This window comes from Acidovorax soli (assembly GCF_900107605.1).
In the GTDB taxonomy this organism is placed as follows: Bacteria; Pseudomonadota; Gammaproteobacteria; order Burkholderiales; family Burkholderiaceae_C; genus Acidovorax; species Acidovorax soli.
In genome coordinates, this window is record NZ_FNQJ01000049.1 from 1 (window position 1) to 18,682 (window position 18,682).

The 18,682-nt window shown below is 58.6% G+C and carries 18 protein-coding genes and 3 pseudogenes; 12 read left to right on the top strand and 9 right to left on the bottom strand.

The window, feature by feature from the left end:
• Nucleotides 1-33: 33 nt before the first annotated feature.
• The 3 genes from BLW02_RS18320 to BLW02_RS19965 all read right to left on the bottom strand — a co-directional run bounded on the left by BLW02_RS18320 (nucleotide 34) and on the right by BLW02_RS19965 (nucleotide 2,239).
• Nucleotides 34-483 (bottom strand): hypothetical protein, encoded by a 450-nt coding sequence (locus BLW02_RS18320; RefSeq protein ID WP_208859757.1) that lies wholly within the window; start codon nucleotides 481-483, stop codon nucleotides 34-36.
• Nucleotides 484-725: 242 nt separating this feature from the next.
• Nucleotides 726-2,006, bottom strand: a complete 1,281-nt coding sequence (locus BLW02_RS18325; protein ID WP_240939216.1) for an MFS transporter — start codon at nucleotides 2,004-2,006, stop codon at nucleotides 726-728.
• Nucleotides 2,003-2,239: a DM13 domain-containing protein gene (locus tag BLW02_RS19965; RefSeq protein WP_092701317.1), complete on the bottom strand. Its 237-nt coding sequence runs from the start codon at nucleotides 2,237-2,239 to the stop codon at nucleotides 2,003-2,005. The genes BLW02_RS18325 and BLW02_RS19965 overlap by 4 nt, the downstream gene beginning before the upstream one ends.
• A gap of 94 nt (nucleotides 2,240-2,333) precedes the next feature.
• Here BLW02_RS19965 and BLW02_RS18335 point away from each other — a divergent pair, with 94 nt between their 5' ends.
• On the top strand, nucleotides 2,334-2,603 hold the full coding sequence (locus BLW02_RS18335; RefSeq protein WP_425285680.1) for an L-histidine N(alpha)-methyltransferase: 270 nt from the start codon (nucleotides 2,334-2,336) through the stop codon (nucleotides 2,601-2,603).
• Nucleotides 2,604-2,833: 230 nt separating this feature from the next.
• Nucleotides 2,834-3,067, top strand: a pseudogene (locus BLW02_RS18340) (hypothetical protein); the annotation flags it as partial.
• Between the two features lie 417 nt (nucleotides 3,068-3,484).
• Here BLW02_RS18340 and BLW02_RS18345 read toward each other — a convergent pair.
• On the bottom strand, nucleotides 3,485-4,132 hold the full coding sequence (locus BLW02_RS18345; RefSeq protein ID WP_092701323.1) for a uracil-DNA glycosylase family protein: 648 nt from the start codon (nucleotides 4,130-4,132) through the stop codon (nucleotides 3,485-3,487).
• Nucleotides 4,133-5,245: 1,113 nt separating this feature from the next.
• Here BLW02_RS18345 and BLW02_RS18355 point away from each other — a divergent pair.
• Complete coding sequence (locus BLW02_RS18355) at nucleotides 5,246-6,055, top strand: DnaJ domain-containing protein (RefSeq protein ID WP_425285681.1); 810 nt, start codon at nucleotides 5,246-5,248, stop codon at nucleotides 6,053-6,055.
• Entirely contained in the window at nucleotides 5,952-7,286 is a 1,335-nt protein-coding gene (locus BLW02_RS18360) for an SLC13 family permease (RefSeq protein WP_425285682.1), read from the top strand. Before BLW02_RS18355 ends, BLW02_RS18360 begins: the two co-directional genes overlap by 104 nt.
• A 393-nt stretch (nucleotides 7,287-7,679) precedes the next feature.
• On the opposite strand, the gene BLW02_RS18365 is transcribed toward BLW02_RS18360, so the two are convergent.
• The 3 genes and pseudogenes from BLW02_RS18365 to BLW02_RS18375 form a co-directional block, all read right to left on the bottom strand.
• On the bottom strand, nucleotides 7,680-8,018 hold the full coding sequence (locus BLW02_RS18365) for a DUF1330 domain-containing protein (RefSeq protein ID WP_092701331.1): 339 nt from the start codon (nucleotides 8,016-8,018) through the stop codon (nucleotides 7,680-7,682).
• On the bottom strand, nucleotides 8,018-9,025 hold the full coding sequence (locus BLW02_RS18370; RefSeq protein WP_092701334.1) for a zinc-binding alcohol dehydrogenase family protein: 1,008 nt from the start codon (nucleotides 9,023-9,025) through the stop codon (nucleotides 8,018-8,020). Before BLW02_RS18370 ends, BLW02_RS18365 begins: the two co-directional genes overlap by 1 nt.
• A 121-nt stretch (nucleotides 9,026-9,146) precedes the next feature.
• Nucleotides 9,147-9,746 (bottom strand): annotated as a pseudogene (locus tag BLW02_RS18375) (ATP-grasp domain-containing protein); the annotation flags it as partial.
• 706 nt (nucleotides 9,747-10,452) lie between these two features.
• Here BLW02_RS18375 and BLW02_RS18380 point away from each other — a divergent pair.
• The gene (locus tag BLW02_RS18380) at nucleotides 10,453-10,956 is read left to right on the top strand and encodes an OsmC family protein (RefSeq protein WP_092701337.1); all 504 of its coding nucleotides are present in this window, start codon (nucleotides 10,453-10,455) and stop codon (nucleotides 10,954-10,956) included.
• Nucleotides 10,957-10,982: 26 nt separating this feature from the next.
• On the opposite strand, the gene BLW02_RS18385 is transcribed toward BLW02_RS18380, so the two are convergent.
• Nucleotides 10,983-11,939 carry a helix-turn-helix domain-containing protein gene (locus tag BLW02_RS18385; protein ID WP_092701340.1) on the bottom strand — a complete coding sequence of 319 codons (957 nt, stop codon included), beginning with the start codon at nucleotides 11,937-11,939 and terminating at the stop codon, nucleotides 10,983-10,985.
• 542 nt (nucleotides 11,940-12,481) lie between these two features.
• Between BLW02_RS18385 and msrB the strand changes: the two genes are divergently transcribed.
• The 7 genes and pseudogenes from msrB to BLW02_RS18420 form a co-directional block, all read left to right on the top strand.
• On the top strand, nucleotides 12,482-12,925 hold the full coding sequence (msrB, locus tag BLW02_RS18390) for a peptide-methionine (R)-S-oxide reductase MsrB (protein ID WP_092701343.1): 444 nt from the start codon (nucleotides 12,482-12,484) through the stop codon (nucleotides 12,923-12,925).
• A complete protein-coding gene (gene msrA / locus BLW02_RS18395) occupies nucleotides 12,925-13,440 on the top strand; it encodes a peptide-methionine (S)-S-oxide reductase MsrA (RefSeq protein ID WP_092701346.1) in 516 nt (171 codons plus the stop codon). Before msrB ends, msrA begins: the two co-directional genes overlap by 1 nt.
• Before the next feature lie 125 nt (nucleotides 13,441-13,565).
• Entirely contained in the window at nucleotides 13,566-14,270 is a 705-nt protein-coding gene (locus tag BLW02_RS18400) for a glutathione S-transferase N-terminal domain-containing protein (protein WP_092701358.1), read from the top strand.
• The gene (locus BLW02_RS18405) at nucleotides 14,267-14,566 is read left to right on the top strand and encodes a CorA family divalent cation transporter (RefSeq protein ID WP_244273758.1); all 300 of its coding nucleotides are present in this window, start codon (nucleotides 14,267-14,269) and stop codon (nucleotides 14,564-14,566) included. The genes BLW02_RS18400 and BLW02_RS18405 overlap by 4 nt, the downstream gene beginning before the upstream one ends.
• Nucleotides 14,567-14,901: 335 nt before the next feature.
• Entirely contained in the window at nucleotides 14,902-15,396 is a 495-nt protein-coding gene (locus tag BLW02_RS18410; protein ID WP_092701349.1) for a peptide-methionine (S)-S-oxide reductase, read from the top strand.
• Between the two features lie 698 nt (nucleotides 15,397-16,094).
• A complete protein-coding gene (argS, locus tag BLW02_RS18415; protein ID WP_092701352.1) occupies nucleotides 16,095-17,780 on the top strand; it encodes an arginine--tRNA ligase in 1,686 nt (561 codons plus the stop codon).
• A 155-nt stretch (nucleotides 17,781-17,935) separates the two neighbouring features.
• Nucleotides 17,936-18,172, top strand: a pseudogene (locus tag BLW02_RS18420) (IS3 family transposase); the annotation flags it as partial.
• A 143-nt stretch (nucleotides 18,173-18,315) separates the two neighbouring features.
• Here BLW02_RS18420 and BLW02_RS18425 read toward each other — a convergent pair.
• On the bottom strand, nucleotides 18,316-18,682 hold a 367-nt coding region (locus BLW02_RS18425), incomplete at its 5' end, for a Tn3 family transposase (protein WP_139285413.1).

Below are 18,682 nucleotides of genomic sequence, written 5' to 3' on the forward strand. Positions count from 1 at the left end.
CCGACGGCGCCGGCGTTTAACCCCTATCCCCGATCAGTTCAGGTGGGGGAGTTTGAGGTGGCCATAGGCGGGGGAATTTGGGTGGCCATCGGGGACTTCGACCTCGTCCAGCATGCTCTGCAAGTGAGCCGGCGTGAAAGTGTGCATCGCCACCGAAGGCGGAAGGGCCGCACGGTCCAGCTCGATGGTCGCCACGTCGATCTCGCCGCCTGTGTCGCTTCCCTGACGCCACATGCTCTTGCCGTCTACGTAGAGCCAGACCGACAAGACGCTCGCTTGGGTCAGGTCGACGGCATCGGTGTGCAGCTCGATTTCGAGTCGGTTTGGAAAATGCTTGGTGGGCGCGTCAACGACGACGTGCCGGCTGGTGACGAAGAAAAGTCGTTCGTCGCGTAGGAAGAAAAATCCGCTGGCGCCGGTCAGCAGCTTGTCGCCATCGAAAGTAGAAACTCGGGCGGCGGTGAGGAGGATGGATTCGGCCATGGGACACTTATATATGAGCGGCCCGCTATGTCGACACTCCGTCCAACTACTATGCCCGGATGTCACCAGCCAAGTGGCGCAGGCGCCTTCGCGGAAAACCTAGGTCGCGAGGCTTGCATCTGGCCGACCAGATGTAGGCATTAAAACGACGCGTCGATGAGGCCTGTGGAGCGGACGGTTGGCGGGCTGCTTCGGGTTTTGTAGAAGACGTTGCATAGGGCGCCTCTGCCTCAGTCGCCGCGCTAGTACCGAGCGCGCTGAGACTCCTCCTGGATTCGTATCATCGTATCGAGAGATCCCGTGATCATCGGCGTGCTCGGACAGCGGGTGGCCTTGGTCTTGAGCGGGCGTTTTGGCTGCCCACGTGCGAGGGCCATCACCCCTAGGATAGCGAGCAACACAGATGCGCAAAGGAATAATCCACCAGGGCCGACGATATTCATCGCAGCTCCCCCGATAAGGGGTCCTGCGGCTGTCCCGACCCCATTGAGCAGAAGAAGCCCTCGTGCGGTGCCGAGTCGCCGACCGGCCGGAAGGTCGTCGTTTGCGGCGGCGAGACACAACGAGTAGATCGGGATGCCAAAGCCGCCGAAGAGCGCACCCGCCGTGAGGAGCAATGGAAGAGGTGCTCCCGCCGCCAGCGCTACGCCGATGGCAGCGGCTGCAGACGCAAGGGCAGCACACGCAATGGCAAGGTTTCGAGACACTCGATCCGAAAGCCAGCCGAGTGGCCATTGCAATGCAAGTGTCCCACCCAGAACCGCAGCCATGAAGGCCGATATACCGCCCACATCAAGTCCGATCCTCTGGGCGAAGTTCGGGCCCATGCCCCAGAAACCGCCGATAGCCAGGCCGGTTAAGAAAACGCCAACCGCAGCGAGAGGTGATACGAGGACGACGTCCTTGAGCGCGACCGGTTCCTGTTCCACCTCGGCAGGAGGATGGCTTGGCAGCAACGTGATCGGAACAACCGCAGCGGATATCAACAGCGACACGACGAGGAACAAAGTTACGCTTGCGGGCGCGGCAATGTTGAGAAGCGCTTGCCCCGTTGCCCAAGAACCCATTGAGACGACACCGAAAATTGACAGGAGCTGCCCGCGCGTGGATGGCACTGCGTGCGCATTGAGCCAGCTCTCCGTTGCGAGGATCATGCCCGCATAGGCGAGGCCGGTAACCATGCGAAGCGGCATCCAAGCAATCGGCTCTATGAATGTTACATGGAGAAGGGTGGTCATTGAAGCGATAGCCGCAAATCCAGCGAAGGTCCTGACGTGCCCTACAGAAACAATGATCCGCGGCAATACGAACGCGCCTACTGTGAACCCCGCGAAGTAGAAGGTCATCATCGCGCTGATCGCGCCGCTCGAGAAACCCTCCTGGCCGGCTCTTACGATCAAGAGCGTACCCAACAAACCATTGCCCAGCAGCAGCGCGGCGACGCTTAGCAGCAACGCCGCTACTGGTGCGAGAACGAGTCCCCGTTTACACACTAACCTTACGGTATCAATTGCCTGGCTCATTTCCTAGCCTGATGTGAGGGTTGGTACTCTGCCGCACTGACGAACTGTTCGAATACTTCGCACCAGATTACGGCCGCGTCGTAGTCGCGAACACCGAAGGCGACAGGCACCTTGACGATGAAGCCGTTGAAAGTCATCACATCCCCCGCACGGATCGGTTCGTTGACCAGGGGTAATGCTTCTTTCGTGTCGAAGAAACGTGGACCAAGTTCGGGCTTGTAGTCCAGGAACAAGCGAGAGACGCCCGATATGCACAATTCGATTGCGCGAGACTCCGACTTCGCCTTTCCACCAATGCGGTAGGTCGCTGTCTTTGATATTGCGCACGTGTCGCCCCGGGTATCCCGGATAGAGATGCATCTTCGCGCGCGATACGACGTGCAGTTTCGCGTAGCCGATTGCAGCTTCTCCATGCGGGAGGGCGAAACCATTCATACCGAGAACAGCTACAAGTACACCGTCCGGGATGTTCGCCTGCTGCTCAGGGCGGGAGGATGGAACACGACCGGCTTTTGGACTGACCCGGACGGATACTTTGCAGTTCTCTCCGCGCAACGTGTCCAGATCGACAGCGCTCAAGAATACGGCGCCGACTGATACGTGCGCCGCCTAGTTTCGGTGCTTCAGCGACGGCTAACTCGCTCCCTCTGCCCCCCAGCGACGACGAAGTCAGCGGCTCACATGAGGGGCCTGCCCAGTACGACCGGGGCCAATGCGCGGTAAGAATAGTGAACGAGAGGCGGTTCGCCTGGCGCTCTGTCGATGTTTTCTCAACCACGTGGCTGCTCTGAACGACGGGCATGCTCATGAAAAAGGACCCCGGGCTCATGACCAGGAATCTACTTCGCGCGTCGTCTCCCGCGAGTCCTCTCATTCCTGACACGACAGATCGCGCAGCTCTTGCGAACCATTTTGCAGAGGTTCGCGCAGCCAGTCTGGCTGCAGCGAGTCCCCTGAGCGTGGAGGACCAGTGCGTACAGTCAATGGCAGATGCGAGTCCGACGAAGTGGCACCTGGCGCATACGACGTGGTTCTTCGAGGCCGTAGTCCTGTTGCCGCACACTTCATGCGAGCCCTTCAGGGTGGCCGCAGTCCTTGCAAATGGCGTGCACCAGCTCGGGCTCCAAGTGGCCCCCGCCGATCCATGCGGTGTCGAAACGCAGAAAGTCCGCACTGGTATCCCAATGCGCACCGCTCCAGCAGACTCCCTCGTCGGAAACGCCAAGCGTTTCGCTCGAGTCACATGTGCGCAGCGCAGCGTGTACCAACATCTGTCCCTAAAGCTCATGCGAGTGGCTCCGTTAGGACGAGTAGCCGAGTGTCCTTAAGTAAGCGAACAGATGTGTCTACGGCAGTCCGTTTCATGGAGCACTTCGTCCGCGAACCCCTCGTAAGAAGTCGCTTCGCGAGGAACTGAGGGTCGATGCGCAAACTGGTGGTAAGTCTAGGCGCTCAGACCGGAAGCAGCCGAAGTCGGCCTACGCTAGCGCATCTGCCACGTGCTTGCGAAGCATCGGCACAATTTCCCTGTCGAACCAAGGATTCTGCTTTAGCCAGTTCTGGTTGCGCGGCGACGGGTGAGGCAGCGTGATGAACTGTGGCGCATACGACTTCCATGCGGCGACTGTCTCAGTGAGGGTCGTCTGCCTGCGTTCACCGAGGTATTTCGCCAGAGCGTACTGCCCGATGAGGATAGTCAGTCGAATGTGTGGCAGCGAGGAGAGGATGCGTTCATGCCAAAGAGGCGCACACTCGGGACGTGGCGGCAAGTCTCCGCTGTGGCCTCGACCGGGATAGCACAGGCTCATCGGCACGATCGCGAACCGTCGCGGGTCATAGAACACCGATTCCTCGACCCCCAGCCACTCCCGCAGCCGTTTTCCGCTGGCGTCGTTCCACGGGATCCCGCTTTCATGAACCTTAAGCCCTGGTGCTTGACCAACCATCAGGATGCGAGCGGACGGTGAGATTCTCACAATGGGTCGAGGACCCAGGGGGAGATGCGCCTCGCAGACGCGGCACGCCTGAATCTCACTCAGAAGAGCGTCAACGCGACTAGCCGAAGAGCGGCGAAGCGGCGTCGTAGGCAAGGGAGAGTCGTTCGCAAAGAGACGTTGAGTAGACATTGCGGTCTGATTGTGAATGGCTCCCTGTCGCCGCCCAGTCATGCGTCATCGCAAGCTTACGCGCTTTCGCGGAGAGGTGCTCAACGCTTTTGCCTCAACTTCTGGATAGTTGTTAAACAAGGAACGAACTGGGAGCGTCTGTGGGAATGGAATCAGGCGGGGCCGGGGCCACTACCATGATGCAAATGAGCTGTCCGATTCCGACGTGTTCATGATGCTGTTCGAGATGGCCTCAGCGCACCGCACCTGCCGACCGCGCGCCGTCACGGACAGGCCCAGGCCTATTCATTGGCGACAGGGTAATCAATTTGGAGCAGCATCCCATGGCAAATCACTTGGTTGGCCACAGTATGCATGTTGGCGGGCGTCAGGTCGCCAATGAAGATGGAGCGGACGTCGGCGTTCGCTGGAATGTGCTCCGCCTCCGACAGACGAGGTGCCTACTTTGACGATGTCTTTAACGTCCGCGCTGCCTTTGCTTGAATGTCTACCCCGGCCCCTCCAAGTTTGAGCAGCTTGACCTTAGTAGTCCGTTGAGGGTTTTCCATCTGGAGAAAGCCTCTGAGTACCGGACCATCCTCGCGGCGACGATAGGAAATGTATTCCGGACTATCAAACACGCCGAGCGCCGTACAGTGCCCCAGCGCTTGCTCCCGAACCCTATTTCGGAGTGGTGCGGAAAACGCTTCCTACCGGAGCGGCGAGTTCTCTCTTCTTGCTTGCCAAGAGGCACGAGGCTAAGCACCCGCCGAGGGCCATCGTGTCGGCAGCAAGTTGAATGGAGACTCCGTATGCAAATGCTGTTAATGGGCGCGGGCGGCCACCTTGGCGCCTTTCGAGACAGTCAAGTTGCGACGTGTCCTTTGTTGCACGCCGCCGGCAGCACGGAGGGCGTGCGTTCAATGAGACTTCGATTGAAGAGCCCTTTAGAGAGGGTGAAGCTTCATCGGTATAGACGTAGCAGCCAAGTTTTTTTCTGCAAGCGTCTGCCTACGTTGGCAATTGAGCTGTTGCTCAGTGCGGAGCGAGTCGGGCAGGTAGAGCGCGACACTAGTTTGAAACTGAGCGTGGATCCGATTCCCGCTGAGTACCGACGGTAGCTGGGTGGTCAGCATGGAGTACAAGGACTACTACAAGACGCTCGGCGTGGAGAAGACGGCCACGCCAGGGGATATAAAAAAGGCGTTTCGCAAGCTCGCGCGCAAGTTCCACCCCGACGTCAGCAAGGAAACAGATGCGTCTGCACGGATGGCGGAGGTGAACGAGGCCAACGCGGTTCTTTCAGACCCAGAAAAGCGCGCCGCGTACGATCAGCTTTCAGAGCAGCCGCAAAGCGGTCGCGAGTTTGGGCCTCCACCCGACTGGCAACAAGGCTTTGACTTTTCTTCCGTTGGTGGAGACGCGAAGCACAGTGACTTCTTTGAGGAGCTGTTTGGGCGCGCTACCCGTACGCGCTCCGGCGGGGCGCGTCGCCCTGAAGGACCGATCCCGGGTGAGGTACGACACGCACGCATTGAACTCGAACTGCTGGATACCTACCTTGGAGCGCAGCGCGTGCTGGCCGTGGACGCAGTACGTATTGACGATCTAGGCCATCCGAGACACGAGCAACGCCAGCTGGAAGTTCGTATTCCGAAGGGAGTAAGGGAGGGTCAGCACATCCGGTTGGCCGGACAGGGCAATCCCGGCGTCAACGGCGGCCCACCGGGCGACCTACTGTTGGAAGTGGCGATCCGCGCAAACACACAGTGGCGTGTCGACGGTACCCGCGGCCGGCCAGGTCATGCTGGCGGTACTGGCCTTCGCCGTGATCGTCTGGATGACCGAGGCGCTGGACTATGCGGTGAGCGCCGTGGTAGTCGGCGCATTGATGATCTTCCTTCTGGCTGCGGTCCCCGATGCCGCGAAGCCAGCCAGCGGTGACATGGGGACCGGCGCGGCGCTGGGCCTGGCACTGTCGGGCTTCTCAAACAGTGCCGTGGCATTGGTCGCGGCAGCCTGCTTCATCGCCGCCGCCATGACGGCCACGGGGCTTGACCGGCGCATTGCGCTGCTCGTGCTCACCAAAGTCGATGCGCGTACCAACCACATCGTGATCGGCGCCATGGTCGTGGGCTTCCTGCTGTCGTTCATCGTGCCCAGTACAACGGCGCGGGTGGCTTGCCTGGTGCCCATCATGATGGGCTTCATCCTTGCCTTCAAGGTGGACAAGCGCAGTCGATTCGCGGGCCTGCTGGTGATCGCCGCCGCGCAGACGGCCAGCGTCTGGAACATCGGCATCAAGACCGCGGCGGCGCAGAACTTGGTGGCCATCGGCTTCATCGAAAAACAGTTCCAGGCCACGATCACATGGATGGAGTGGTTCATTGCCGGGGCGCCGTTCTCCGCACTGATGAGCGTCGCGGTCTACTTCATCATGACCCGCATGATGAAACCGGAGATGAAGGAGATCGAGGGCGGGCAGGCGACCATACGAAAGCAGCTGGACGCGATCGGTAAGACGACTGCTAGAGAGTGGAAGCTTCTGGTGATCGTCCTGGTGCTGCTGGGCTTTTGGGCGACCGAGAAGGTGCTGCACGACTTCGATACGTCGTCCACAACCATCGCCGCGATTGCCTTGATGCTTCTGCCTCGCCTGGGGGTGATGGACTGGAAAGAATCGCAGCAGGGATTTCCGTGGGGCACGGTCGTGCTGTTCGCGGTCGGCATCAGCGTGGGAAGCGCGTTGCTGAGGACAAATGCGGCCGGGTGGCTCGCCAGCCTGATTGTGCAGAACCTTGGTCTGCAACACGCCAGCGCCTTCGTCATCCTGATGCTGCTGTCGCTGTTCTTGATCGTCATCCACCTCGGCTTTGCCAGCGCCACGGCACTCGCCTCGACGATGATTCCCATCATCATGAGCGTACTGTTGGCCGTGCAAACGCCGGGCATCAACTTGATCGGGATGACGATGTTGTTGCAGTTCGTCGTGAGCTTTGGATTCATCCTTCCGGTGAACGCGCCGCAGAACATGATTGCCTACGGCACAGGCACGTTCGACGCGCGTGACTTCATTCGCACCGGCTTCGTCATCACATTGGTGGCCACCGCGCTTCTGGTTGTCTTCGCGCTGACCTATTGGCCTTGGATGGGGTACATGACGAAGACCGTTTGAAGATGCAATTTCTTTCCTGTACAACCTGACAGAAAAGGAAGCGCACGAGGCACGATGTTGGGCACAAATCCTTTCGCGAATGAGCGTGCAGTTGGCGAAGTGGCGGATCGCAACTCAGCTGGGCGGCAGAATCAGCCCTGGACTTCGAAACCCAGCGTGCGCAACGCCACCTCGGCTGCGTCCTGATCCTGCTACCAGGTGGCCGCTGGGATCAGTGACGGCGATGGCGACTTCGATGCTGATAGCCTTGGATGCCACGCGGGCAGCTTCGATGAGCGCATCAGCGCTCGCTGCGAAGCGCTGGCGGGCGTCGTAAGGGGTAGCTCAGGTTTGCGGCCGGCGCACCTATGTGCGCTTCGGCAGTCAGCCATGCTCAGGCGGCAAGGAACAGCTTCATGGTTTCGTCTCAGGTGGAGCAGTTCCTTCAACGATCAGTCCGCGGTAAACGGCACCGGCGAATCGATGCCGCGCCGCTTCCTGATAGGCTGGACTGTGATACCACGCGCGCGCTTTCTCCATGTCCGGGAACTCAATGAGGACCACTCCCTCCGCGGGCGCGCCCTCCAAGACCTCCAGAGCGCCGTAAGCCGCAAGAAAGCTGGGAGAGTGGCCCTTGAAGCTCGCGCCGACCGCCGCCTTGTAGCGCCCCATCTCGACTTCGTCGTGGATGCTTTCTTTGATGAAAATCACGTAAGCCTTCGGGGGGCTAATTGCATTACTTGTATTGCTCATCAGAATCCCTCCAGTACGTACTTTCCGCGGGTTGTGCCGGTCTCCACGAGCTTGTGCACGCGCTTAAGATTGGCCGCGTTGAGAGGCGCGAACCGCTCGGTCATGGTGGTGCGCAGTACGCCCTCGTCCACCAGACGTGCAACTTCGTTGAGGAGCGTGTGCTGCCCATCGATGTCCGCCGTCTTGAACAGCGGTCGCGTGAACATCAACTCCCAGTGGATCGAAACCGATTTGCGCATGAACAAGCCAGCATCGGCCAACCCGTCGATAAGAGCGAAGCGCCCCTGCGGCGCAATGAGCTCCGCGATCTCGCTGGCATGGCGGTTGGTCTGCGTGGTGGAGAACACGAAGCTGGGTGCGCCGATGTTCAATGCCGCAACTTGGGCGGCTAGAGGCTTGCTGTGATCGATCACGTGATGGGCACCCATTTGACTGGCCCAAGCCGACGTCTCAGGCCTTGAAGCCGTGGCGACCACTGTGAGATCGGTCAGGTAGCGTGCGAGCTGTACTGCCATCGAACCGACCCCACCAGCGCCCCCGACGATCACGATAGCGCGTGCGGCACCAGGCACCTCACGCCGAACGTCGAGGCGATCAAACAACGCCTCCCATGCAGTGATGGATGTCAACGGCATTGCAGCCGCCTCGGCGAAACCCAATGTGCGCGGTTTGGACCCCACAATGCGCTCGTCGACCAGGTGGAACTGCGCATTTGTTCCCGAGCGGTCTATCGAGCCCGCGTAGAAGACTTCGTCGCCCGGCTTGAAAAATTGCGTCTCCGGACCTACCTCCGTAACGATACCGGCCGCGTCGTAGCCCACGACTTTCCACTCTTCGTTCAGGGGTGCAGTGCCTTGGCGCACCTTGTAGTCGACCGGATTGACCGACACTGCCTTGACCTCGACAAGGATGTCGCGCCCCGCAGGCTTTGGCTGCGGCAGTTCGATATCGACGAAAGAATCTTCGCGATCGATGTTTCCCGGGACCCGATAGCCAATTGCTTTCATTGAATACACCTGTTGTGTTGATGTCGAACGGACTTTCGCATCTCTCAGATGCTCAGCGAAACGTTTGGATGGCAAATTACGTGCAACTTTTCGAACATATCCGAGCCCAAAAGTTGAAGGATTAATTGATGTGCGCCGTGGACCACTGCGGGCGCTGCAGGGGTTCATCGTTCGTTGTACGTGTGGTCCGCTCCAATGCGTCAACGAAGAGCGCCGGGACGTTGAAGCCGGTTTGGTCGGTGATTTCTTGAAAGCCGGTAGGACTGGTGACATTGATCTCAGTGACGGAATCACCAATTACATCAAGCCCAATGAGTAGGAGTCCGCGGGGCGCAAGCACTCGTCCGATAGTTTCGGCGATTTCACGATTGCGCGGCGTCAAGGGCTGCGCCACACCTTTGCCCCCAACAGCCAAATTGCCGCGCACTTCAGTGCCCTGCGGAATGCGGGCCAAGACAAAGGGCACGGGCTCGCCGTTAATTATGAGGATGCGCTTGTCGCCGTCGACGATCTGCGGCACAAAGCGCTGGACCATGATGGTTTCGGCACCATCCTTGTTTAGCGTCTCGATGATGACGCCGAGATTCAGCGCGTCTTTTCCGACACGGAAGATGCCTTTAAGGCTTTCGCCTGGTTTCGCGAGCGTCAGCGCTCCCGTTCGTGCTTGCCTAACCAGGAACGGAGAGATAACCCTGCATGGATGATGGCGCAAGGTCATCGGTCGTCCACGCCAGATCGTTGACTCCACGAATGAATCGATCAAACGACCACTTCTTTCGGACTTCAGGCCTATTGCCGGAAACAAGAACTGGCTCCCAGCTGTTCCAGAGACTCGCGCCCGGTCGTGCTGCGCGTGGCCCGCTTTTTCACGGGGGTGCCTGGTAGTCGGTCCGCGACTTGTCCAGTCCGGGCACATGTGGACACTGCACCTACCTCAAGAACGCACGTTGTGCCAGCATTGAGTGAGGTTCATTCGATGACTGGCTGAAATTCATTCCCAGCATAGTGGCCGCTTTTTACAGCATGTAGCAGGTGATTTTTGGGAGGCCGAGCCGGAGCATAAGGACTATCGCAAGCGCTGACGATGGGCTCGACCCGGCACTCCATCCGGCCGGGCTGGGTACATCCCAAGCAGAAATCGATTGCTGGGAAAACTGCTCAGGTCGATCAATGCGGTGGGGGGGGCGACTCGTGCGGTCGACGCGAAGGGCCCCACTCGGCGCTGCGGGCCGGACGCTTCTTCCGGATTCAGTGACGTCTTGGTGGGGGTACATTCTCAGTTGCTGGCACGGGTGCACCTTACGGGTGCGTCGCCCACGTCGTAGGGGGTGAGCATGAAAAGGCTCTCCAATCTGGTAACCGCGTCCGGCAGTTTCTGGCGATCGTTAGACCAGTAGAGACTTCAGGCGCCTGGAGGGGTGTTTCATATGGCTACGAATCAGCGACCCGATGTGGTGGGGGAGTCCATCGTCATCGACGAGACCAAGAATGGCCCGTTTCAGCTGAAAGTGCGGGCTGGCTCCTCCACATTCATCGTGGATGAACCAATAGGCATAGGGGGGCTTGGGTCCGGTCCCAACCCGTACGATTTGTTGAGCGCAGCCCTCGGAACCTGTTCGGTGATGACTATGCGTTTGTATGCTTCCCGCAAGAAGTGGCCACTGGAGCGGATTCGGGTGAAGATCACGCATCGCCGGAATGGACTAGACGCGACGGACTCCTTTGGCGTAGAAATACGGCTTGATGGAAGCCTGAGCGACGAGCAGCAACAGAAGCTCCTCGAAGTCGTCTCACGCTGTCCTGTGCACAAGACAATTGAACGCGGGTCGGAAGTGGTGACGTCCGTTGTTTCCGCGGGGGACCTATTGGATGAAGCGGTTTCTCTGTGTAAGCATATGCGCGATATGGAGCAAGCCTGTGATCGGGCGTAGGGCAGGGCGCTACATCCTGAGTCAGGCTAAACTGCCGTCGCATCGGTGCGACGGACTGCGGAGGGCTCTATTCCATAGGTCCTTCGAAATGCCTTTGTAAAACTGCTCCGGCTGGCATATCCAGCATTGCGAGCGACGAGATCGATGGCGAGGCCGCTGCCTTTCAGCTGGAACATCGCTTGCCGCAGTCGGAGCTCCCGCAGTACCTGCATCGGAGCCTTTCCGATAGCCTCAGTAAATCGAGCGGCGAAAGCAGAACGACTGAGGCAGGCAGTGTGGGCGAGGCTTTGCAGTGAATGATCATCGGCAGGACGCATGGCCATTTCGGCAAAAGCTTTTGCGACCAGAGGATCTTTGAGCACCGAGAAACGCTCCACCCAGGCGTTCATGGAGACGAGCGACCTCCGTAAAAGCAGCACAATGACTTGTTTTAGCAAAGCCGCACTCATCGCACCGCTGCCAACTTCCTGTGCGACGAGTTCGCTGAGTGCTGTCTGGAGTTTCGTGTCGACGTGATCGTCAACGTCGAACTGTTCGAAGATGGGCTCCGTCAAGCCAGCGAAGAGGTCGGCGCAGGCGCCGTAGGTAGCGTAAAAGTAACCGCACACCAGTATTAGGGAAGGATCTCCATCTCCTGCGGAGAATCTGCGTATGGTGCTCGACGAGGTCATCTGCGGCTGCTTCTTGACGGAGCGCAGAGCTGTGAAGCCCATGCTGCCTTCGACCTCAATTCGAAACGATGAATTGGGCGGCACAATGATCAACGTGTGGGGCATCAACGGTATAGGGTCGCGATTGCCAAACACGGCCCGACCAGTACCAACGACGTTGTAATGGATCCCAGGCGCGTTCATACCGCCCAGTTCCAGGCTGTACCCCATGCTCACCACGCATTCCGTAAGGGCAACGAAACTGACATCGAGAGTACCAAGCAAACCTTCGAGATCCCCTGGCGATATTCGTAGTAACGGTCGTTCGTTCAAGCTTCTGCCTCCACGTGAATTTAAGTCGAGCGGCGTCTCGCAATCCCGATGGTACGCAAACGCCAGCGCCTCCGCGACGGGCTGTTCCGCTCTGACCGGAGCCTGTCTCAGACGGGCGGCTCACTTCAGGTTTCTTGGCTTCTTTTGCCGGACGATGAAACACATTGGCCTGTTGACCTCTGAGGACACCCAAGAAACAATGGTCTAGAGACACTGCGACTGCTTTCTGCTCCACGTCCGCAAAACTGATCTGGCTCATCCCGCAGGCTTCATTTCATCAACAAATGCGTTTTGCCGCGTGAAAGGCGGACTTGTTCTGAGTCTTGTAAACCAAAAGCTCGCAGCTGATGCGATAGGCAAGTTCTGCAGCAATAGTCCTTGAGGATTACCGCTTTCACTGTTCTCTTGCCGTATAGACAGTCTACGCCTATCGCCAGATGAGTATTGGGTGTTTCCGGTGATTCAGGGAGGGCACTTCTGATGACTAAGAAGATGCGCTGAACGTAGTGTGCCTAGCCCCTAATTAAGCATAGGAGAACTTCATGAAGTTTGAAAAGTCGCAAGCAGCACTTGACCGCCTGACCCCCGAGCAACGTCGGGTTACCCAGAAGTCGGGCACCGAAAGGCCCTTCTCGGGAGAGTACAACGACAACAAGGAGCCTGGCATTTATGTCGACATAGTGTCGGGAGAGCCGCTGTTCGCCTCAGCGGACAAGTTCAATTCGGGTACTGGCTGGCCAAGCTTTACCAAGCCGATCGTTCCGGCGAATGTGAACGAATTACGCGACACCGAGCATGGCATGGTGCGCACCGAAGTTCGTTCGACGCATGGCGACAGCCACCTAGGCCACGTGTTCAACGACGGCCCCGCAGACCGAGGAGGCCTGCGCTATTGCATCAACTCTGCATCTTTGCGCTTTATTCCTCGCGAAGTGATGGCCGTCGAGGGGTATGGTGCCTATCTCGACCAAGTGGAGAGCGTTTGATGAATCACGAAAAAGCCATCCTAGCCGGCGGTTGTTTCTGGGGAATGCAGGACCTAATCCGCAAGTTACCCGGCGTCATCTCAACTCGTGTGGGCTACACCGGGGGCGATGTTCCGAACGCCACTTATCGCAACCACGGCACGCATGCCGAGGCGATCGAAATTGTCTTCGCCTCGGAGTTGACGAGTTACCGGAGCATCTTGGAATTTTTTTTCCAGATCCACGATCCGACGACGAAGAACCGCCAAGGCAATGATCGTGGTCTCTCCTACCGGTCTGCCATCTATTACCTCGGGGTGGAGCAGAAGCACGTCGCCGAGGAGACGATCGCCGATGTGGATGCGTCCGGGCTTTGGAATGGAAAAGTGGTCACCGAGGTGGAGCCGGCCGGCGATTTCTGGGAGGCCGAGCCGGAGCACCAGGACTATCTGGAGAAGCGTCCTGGCGGCTATACCTGTCACTTTCCACGTGCCGACTGGATCCTTCCGAAGCGCAAAAATCCTGACGCTATATAACCTGCAGCCAGAACTACATCACTCTTCGTGACCGTATCGTCCAACGACGCGGTTATCGAACCCAGCCTCAATGAGGTGGGGCATTGCAGAGTCCGCCGCTGCAGCAGCACCAGGATCCCAGAACCATGCCAGACCTCTCATCCTTTCCGATCACGCGGCGCTGGCCTGCATCAGATCCTGATCGTCTGCAACTTTATGCAGCTCCCACACCCAATGGTGTCAAGGTGTCGATCATGCTGGAGGAAACTGGCTTGGCGTATGAGCCCCATCTGATTGATATTTCAAAGAACGAGTCGAAGGACCCAGCGTTCGTGTCACTGAACCCAAACGGCCGCATACCGGCGATCATCGATCCGGCGGGCCCTGACGGTAGGCCCATTGCGGTATGGGAATCCGGTGCGATCCTTCTCTATCTCGCCGACAAGACGGGCCAGCTCATTCCGAATGCGCGCGCCAACCGTTACAAGACCCTGGCCTGGGTGTTCTTCCAGATGTCGGCCATCGGGCCGATGTTCGGTCAGCTCGGTTTCTTCCTGCGATATGGCGGCAAAGACTTTGAGGACAAGCGGCCTCGGCAGTGCTTTGTCGACGAATCCAAGCGTCTCCTGGGGGTCTTGGATCGCCAGCTGGAAGGCCGCAACTGGATGGTCGGTGATTATTCGATCGCGGACATCGCGACCCTCGGCTGGGTAAATGCGCTGGTTGAATCGTACGCAGCTGGGGATATCCTTAGTCTCAGCAATTATTCGAATATCCAAGCATGGCTTGGACGCGGGCTATCTAAACCAGCAGTTCAGCGTGGCCTGCACATCCCTGCGAGGTCGGCATGAGCGTCATCGCCGCCCACTATTACAACGAAGGCAAGCGAATCCGAGAGATCGCGATCAACGAGCGTGTCCAGCTGGATAAGAGTCGCTCGGGCTTCTGCTGGATCGCACTTCACGAGCCCACCGCCGACGAACTTCACACGCTCCAAGCTACTTATCACCTGCATCCGTTGGCAATCGATAACGCGATTCACCCGCTTTGCCCGCCCAAGCTCGAAGCCTACAACGATGAGCTACGGGATCAATTTTTGGGAAGTGAGATGGAGCATGCCGAGTTCGATGCAGCTTTCGAGAAGTAGTTGATTTTCTATGAATCACCATTCGTGGTGGTATCCGGTGTTGGCTCCGGTGTAAGCCATGATGAGAAAGTCCTAGCGATGAAAAAAACCAGTGCTGCACCGTTCCGACACTCTTTGATTTCACCGAAATGTGCGGGGATAACCACCTCGGATGCTCTGAAGAGCATGAGGACGAACAGCTATCCGATCAATTCAGATATTAGGATCGGTGAAGGCACGAGTCATTGCACTGACGTCCAAGTGGACCAAGTTTCGGCGCGGTTCATTCCCCTCATTCGTGGTGTCCAACTGGGCAGGCCCACGTCGAAAATTACGCCTTTGAGTGGGAGCTGAAGATGGCGAAGCTTGGCTTTGGAGGCGGATGCCATTGGTGCACAGAAGGGGTGTTCCAAGCGTTGCGCGGAGTCGCCCAGGTTGACCAGGGTTTTGTCCAAGCGGGCGCGCCCGCAGATACTTGGGCAGAGGGGGTGATCGTTACCTTTGACCCCTCGGTTATTGGCTTGGCAACGCTTTCCGAGGTGCATCTAAGAACACATTCTGCTACCAGGGCCCGCTCCCCCCGTGGCAAGTACCGAAGTGCGATCTACATCTTTGAAGATAGCCAGCGGCATGAGGCTGAGCTGGTGATAGCTCGCTTCGCCATCGAGTCTGGCAAGGCGGTGCATACCCTCGTTGTCCCATTTAGAAGTTTCAGGGCGTCGGAGGAGCGTTACCAGAACTACTATCGAAACGATCCGAACAGGCCCTTCTGCCGTCGCTATATCGATCCCAAACTGGATTTCATCCGACAGCACTTCTCAGAGGTCGCGCTCCCTGACGCGCGAACCTAGCCACGAGGACTCGTCTCGAAAGTAGTCGCCGCTTCGATCAGGTCAGTACAACGCGCCAGTCAACTTGTCGAGTAGTCCTGCTCGTGCTTGGCGTCGAGGTAGCGCAGCTATCAGGTATTGGTGCGGGCAGTCCGACTCGGACCGATACGATTGCAACGGTGAATTTTGGTTCCGTTGTGTCTTACTGCGGCGAAAGACGCAATGCGTAGAGCGCACAGGTTGGGGGGTGGTGCAGGCGCACCTGATTCCGGTGATCCCGTTCTGCCTTACGTGCGTTATTTATTGGCAGATAGCCACGCCGCTCCGGGCAGCAGAAAGCACGAACACAGCAGGCTTTTTTCAAGTGACGCAACTCGCGTCCGCGCAGCGATCAGCCGTTGGCGGCAACTTCACACTTCTTCACGAAGCTGGACTTGGAGGCGGCGACGAGCGGATGACCGTTTTGTCCATTGCCTTGGCGTTGCAGTTCGTGCCGGCAGCATTGGCCGGTGCAGCAATCTTGTCTTGCGCGTGGGTGTCGAAGGAGCGACAGACGCCGAGCGCCTTTTGGGGAAAGGGACTCTTTCATTGCGTATTTGTCCTTTAGGGGTTGAAGGTGACAGCCGCCCCGGGCCGGAACCAGTCATATTTAGCGACCTAAGTCGGATGCTCGGTGACTCGGTGCGCCGGTCTCAGGTTTGCCCCGTTAAAATTCGCGGATGCTATTGGTTAAACAGGAGCTGCTCGCAGCGCTCGCGAACACGCTCGAATCATTCTCGCCCGGCGCTGGCGCCAAAGGCGTGTTCGAGTCTCCCAAGGTGGCGGCGCACGGCGATTTCGCAAGCACTGCTGCAATGCAACTCGCCAAATCGCTCGGCCGCAAGCCGCGCGAACTCGCCGAAGAACTGAGCGCGGCCTTGCTGGCGAAGCCTGCGTTCGAGCAGTGGGTGCAGGCGGTCGAGATTGCCGGCCCCGGATTCCTCAACATCCGTTTGAAGGCAGCCGCCAAGCAGCAGGTGGTGCGCGAAGTGCTAGTCGCTGGTGAGGCGTACGGTCGCCAGCCGGCCACCGGCGAAAAGGTGCTGGTCGAGTTCGTCTCGGCCAACCCGACCGGCCCACTGCATGTGGGCCACGGCCGCCAGGCGGCGTTGGGTGATGCCATCTGCAACCTGCGCGCCTCGCAGGGCGATGCGGTGTACCGCGAGTTCTATTACAACGACGCCGGCGTTCAGATTCAGACGCTGGCCAGAAGTGTGCAAATGCGTTCCAGGGGCCTGAAGCCGGGCGACGCCGATTGGCCGAGCGGCGAAAAGGCTGCGGCTTACAACGGCGACTATATCGCCGACATTGCCGAGGACTTCAAGGCAAAGAAGACCGTGAAATCGGAAGACCGCGCGGTCACCGCTAGCGGCGACGTCGACGACATTGACTCCATACGTCAATTCGCCGTGGCCTACCTGCGTCGGGAGCAAGATCTCGATCTGCAGGCGTTTCGAGTGCGCTTCGACAACTACTACCTTGAGTCCAGCCTGTACTCTAGCGGACGAGTCGAATCGATCGTGTTCAAGCTTGTGGCCGCCGGCAAAACGTACGAGCAGGACGGCGCGCTGTGGCTTCGGTCGAGCGACTACGGCGACGACAAGGACCGCGTCATGAAGAAGGGCGATGGCACGTACACCTATTTCGTGCCCGACGTGGCTTACCACGTTTCCAAGTGGGAGCGGGGCTTCCACACGGTCGTCAACATCCAGGGGACTGACCACCACGGAACCATCGCACGCGTACGCGCCGGCCTGCAGGGTGTGGACAAAAGCATTCCAGCCAGTTACCCCGACTATGTGCTGCACACGATGGTACGCGTCATGAAGGGTGGGGAGGAGGTCAAGATAAGCAAGCGCGCTGGTAGCTACGTCACGCTGCGGGATCTGATCGAATGGACCAGCACCGACGCGGTCCGCTTCTTTCTGCTGAGCCGCAAACCCGACACCGAATACACATTCGACGTCGACCTCGCAGTGACGAAGAACAATGACAACCCGGTGTACTACGTGCAGTACGCGCATGCGCGCATCTGCTCGGTGTTGGCGAGCTGGGGCGGCGACGTGGCATCCTTGCACGACGTTGAACTTTTGGCACTCGAAAGCCCGGCTGCGCAGGAACTCATGCTGCTGCTCGCCAAGTACCCCGACATGCTGACCGCAGCGGCGAAGGATTTCGCGCCGCACGATGTCACTTTCTACCTGCGCGAACTGGCCGCCAGCTATCACAGCTACTATGACGCCGAGCGCATTCTGGTTGTTGACGAGAGTGTCAAGAAAGCCCGTTTGGCGCTAGTCGCCGCTACAGCGCGAGTGCTGCACAATGGCCTCGCGATTCTCGGCGTCAATGCGCCGAGCAAGATGTGAGCGTCACCATGAACGCACCCAGCGCTCCGCGCCCTGAAGCGGCCTGCTCAGTGACGAGGTGTGCTGTTGCAGCTTTGTCCCCAAGTGTTGATTTCCACGTAAACCTAACCCACCGGGGGGTGCGGACAAAAACTTGGACTACCTGAAAGTAGTTCATGTATTCCTACGAAGCTCGAATCCGAGCCGCTGAGCTCTACATCAAGCTGGGCAAGCGTGTCAGGCCCACCATCCGGCAACTGGGCTACCCAACGAAGAGTTCTTTGAAGGGTTGGTACAACGAGTACCAGCGCAAGCTCGACCTGCCGATGGGCTATGCAGGCCGTGAACCAAAGTTCTCTCAGGCGCAGAAAGCTGCGGCCGTCGAGCACTACCTCACCCACGATCAATGCATCGGGGTCTCCTCGTTTTCAGTGCAATAAGTGACGGTACGAAAAGCTAGCACTGGCGCGGAGGTGGTGTTGGTAGATCGTTGATTTCATTGACTTTCCTGTTCACTTTCAAATCTGCGATTCGTGGCGTCAAACCGTGGTCGGTTTCATCCATTGGTGCCAGTTATCGATGCATTTGGCCGCGAAGGCAGGATTTGGTCAGCATAGCGGTCAACCGGGAAGCGAAACACACCCCGCAAGTTGATGCTCTCCAGCCTGGTGGGCGCAATCTTCCCGATCAGTTCCGGTGGAATGACCTGGCGGCGGTTCGACCAGCGATCCAGGACCGCCTGCATCTGTGAGGTATTCCACGCCATCACGATGTTGGCCATCAGGCTCAACGCATCGGCCACAGCCTGCATTTCATCGACACGTTTGGCCTGCGCCGGGCTGATCCGGCCGGTATAAATGGCGCGCTTGAGGGCGTTAACAGCCTCGCCCCGATTGAGCACCCGGCGCAACTCGTTCCTGAAA

What these genes read in the sequence shown, in the direction of transcription:
- BLW02_RS18320 (WP_208859757.1), bottom strand. Translation starts at nt 483, where the DNA reads ATGGCCGAATCCATCCTCCTCACCGCCGCCCGAGTTTCTACTTTCGAT.
- BLW02_RS18325 (WP_240939216.1), bottom strand. Translation starts at nt 2,006, where the DNA reads ATGAGCCAGGCAATTGATACCGTAAGGTTAGTGTGTAAACGGGGACTC.
- BLW02_RS18345 (WP_092701323.1), bottom strand. Translation starts at nt 4,132, where the DNA reads ATGTCTACTCAACGTCTCTTTGCGAACGACTCTCCCTTGCCTACGACG.
- BLW02_RS18355 (WP_425285681.1), top strand. Translation starts at nt 5,246, where the DNA reads ATGGAGTACAAGGACTACTACAAGACGCTCGGCGTGGAGAAGACGGCC.
- BLW02_RS18360 (WP_425285682.1), top strand. Translation starts at nt 5,952, where the DNA reads ATGACCGAGGCGCTGGACTATGCGGTGAGCGCCGTGGTAGTCGGCGCA.
- BLW02_RS18365 (WP_092701331.1), bottom strand. Translation starts at nt 8,018, where the DNA reads ATGAGCAATACAAGTAATGCAATTAGCCCCCCGAAGGCTTACGTGATT.
- BLW02_RS18370 (WP_092701334.1), bottom strand. Translation starts at nt 9,025, where the DNA reads ATGAAAGCAATTGGCTATCGGGTCCCGGGAAACATCGATCGCGAAGAT.
- BLW02_RS18380 (WP_092701337.1), top strand. Translation starts at nt 10,453, where the DNA reads ATGGCTACGAATCAGCGACCCGATGTGGTGGGGGAGTCCATCGTCATC.
- msrB (WP_092701343.1), top strand. Translation starts at nt 12,482, where the DNA reads ATGAAGTTTGAAAAGTCGCAAGCAGCACTTGACCGCCTGACCCCCGAG.
- msrA (WP_092701346.1), top strand. Translation starts at nt 12,925, where the DNA reads ATGAATCACGAAAAAGCCATCCTAGCCGGCGGTTGTTTCTGGGGAATG.
- BLW02_RS18400 (WP_092701358.1), top strand. Translation starts at nt 13,566, where the DNA reads ATGCCAGACCTCTCATCCTTTCCGATCACGCGGCGCTGGCCTGCATCA.
- BLW02_RS18405 (WP_244273758.1), top strand. Translation starts at nt 14,267, where the DNA reads ATGAGCGTCATCGCCGCCCACTATTACAACGAAGGCAAGCGAATCCGA.
- BLW02_RS18410 (WP_092701349.1), top strand. Translation starts at nt 14,902, where the DNA reads ATGGCGAAGCTTGGCTTTGGAGGCGGATGCCATTGGTGCACAGAAGGG.
- argS (WP_092701352.1), top strand. Translation starts at nt 16,095, where the DNA reads ATGCTATTGGTTAAACAGGAGCTGCTCGCAGCGCTCGCGAACACGCTC.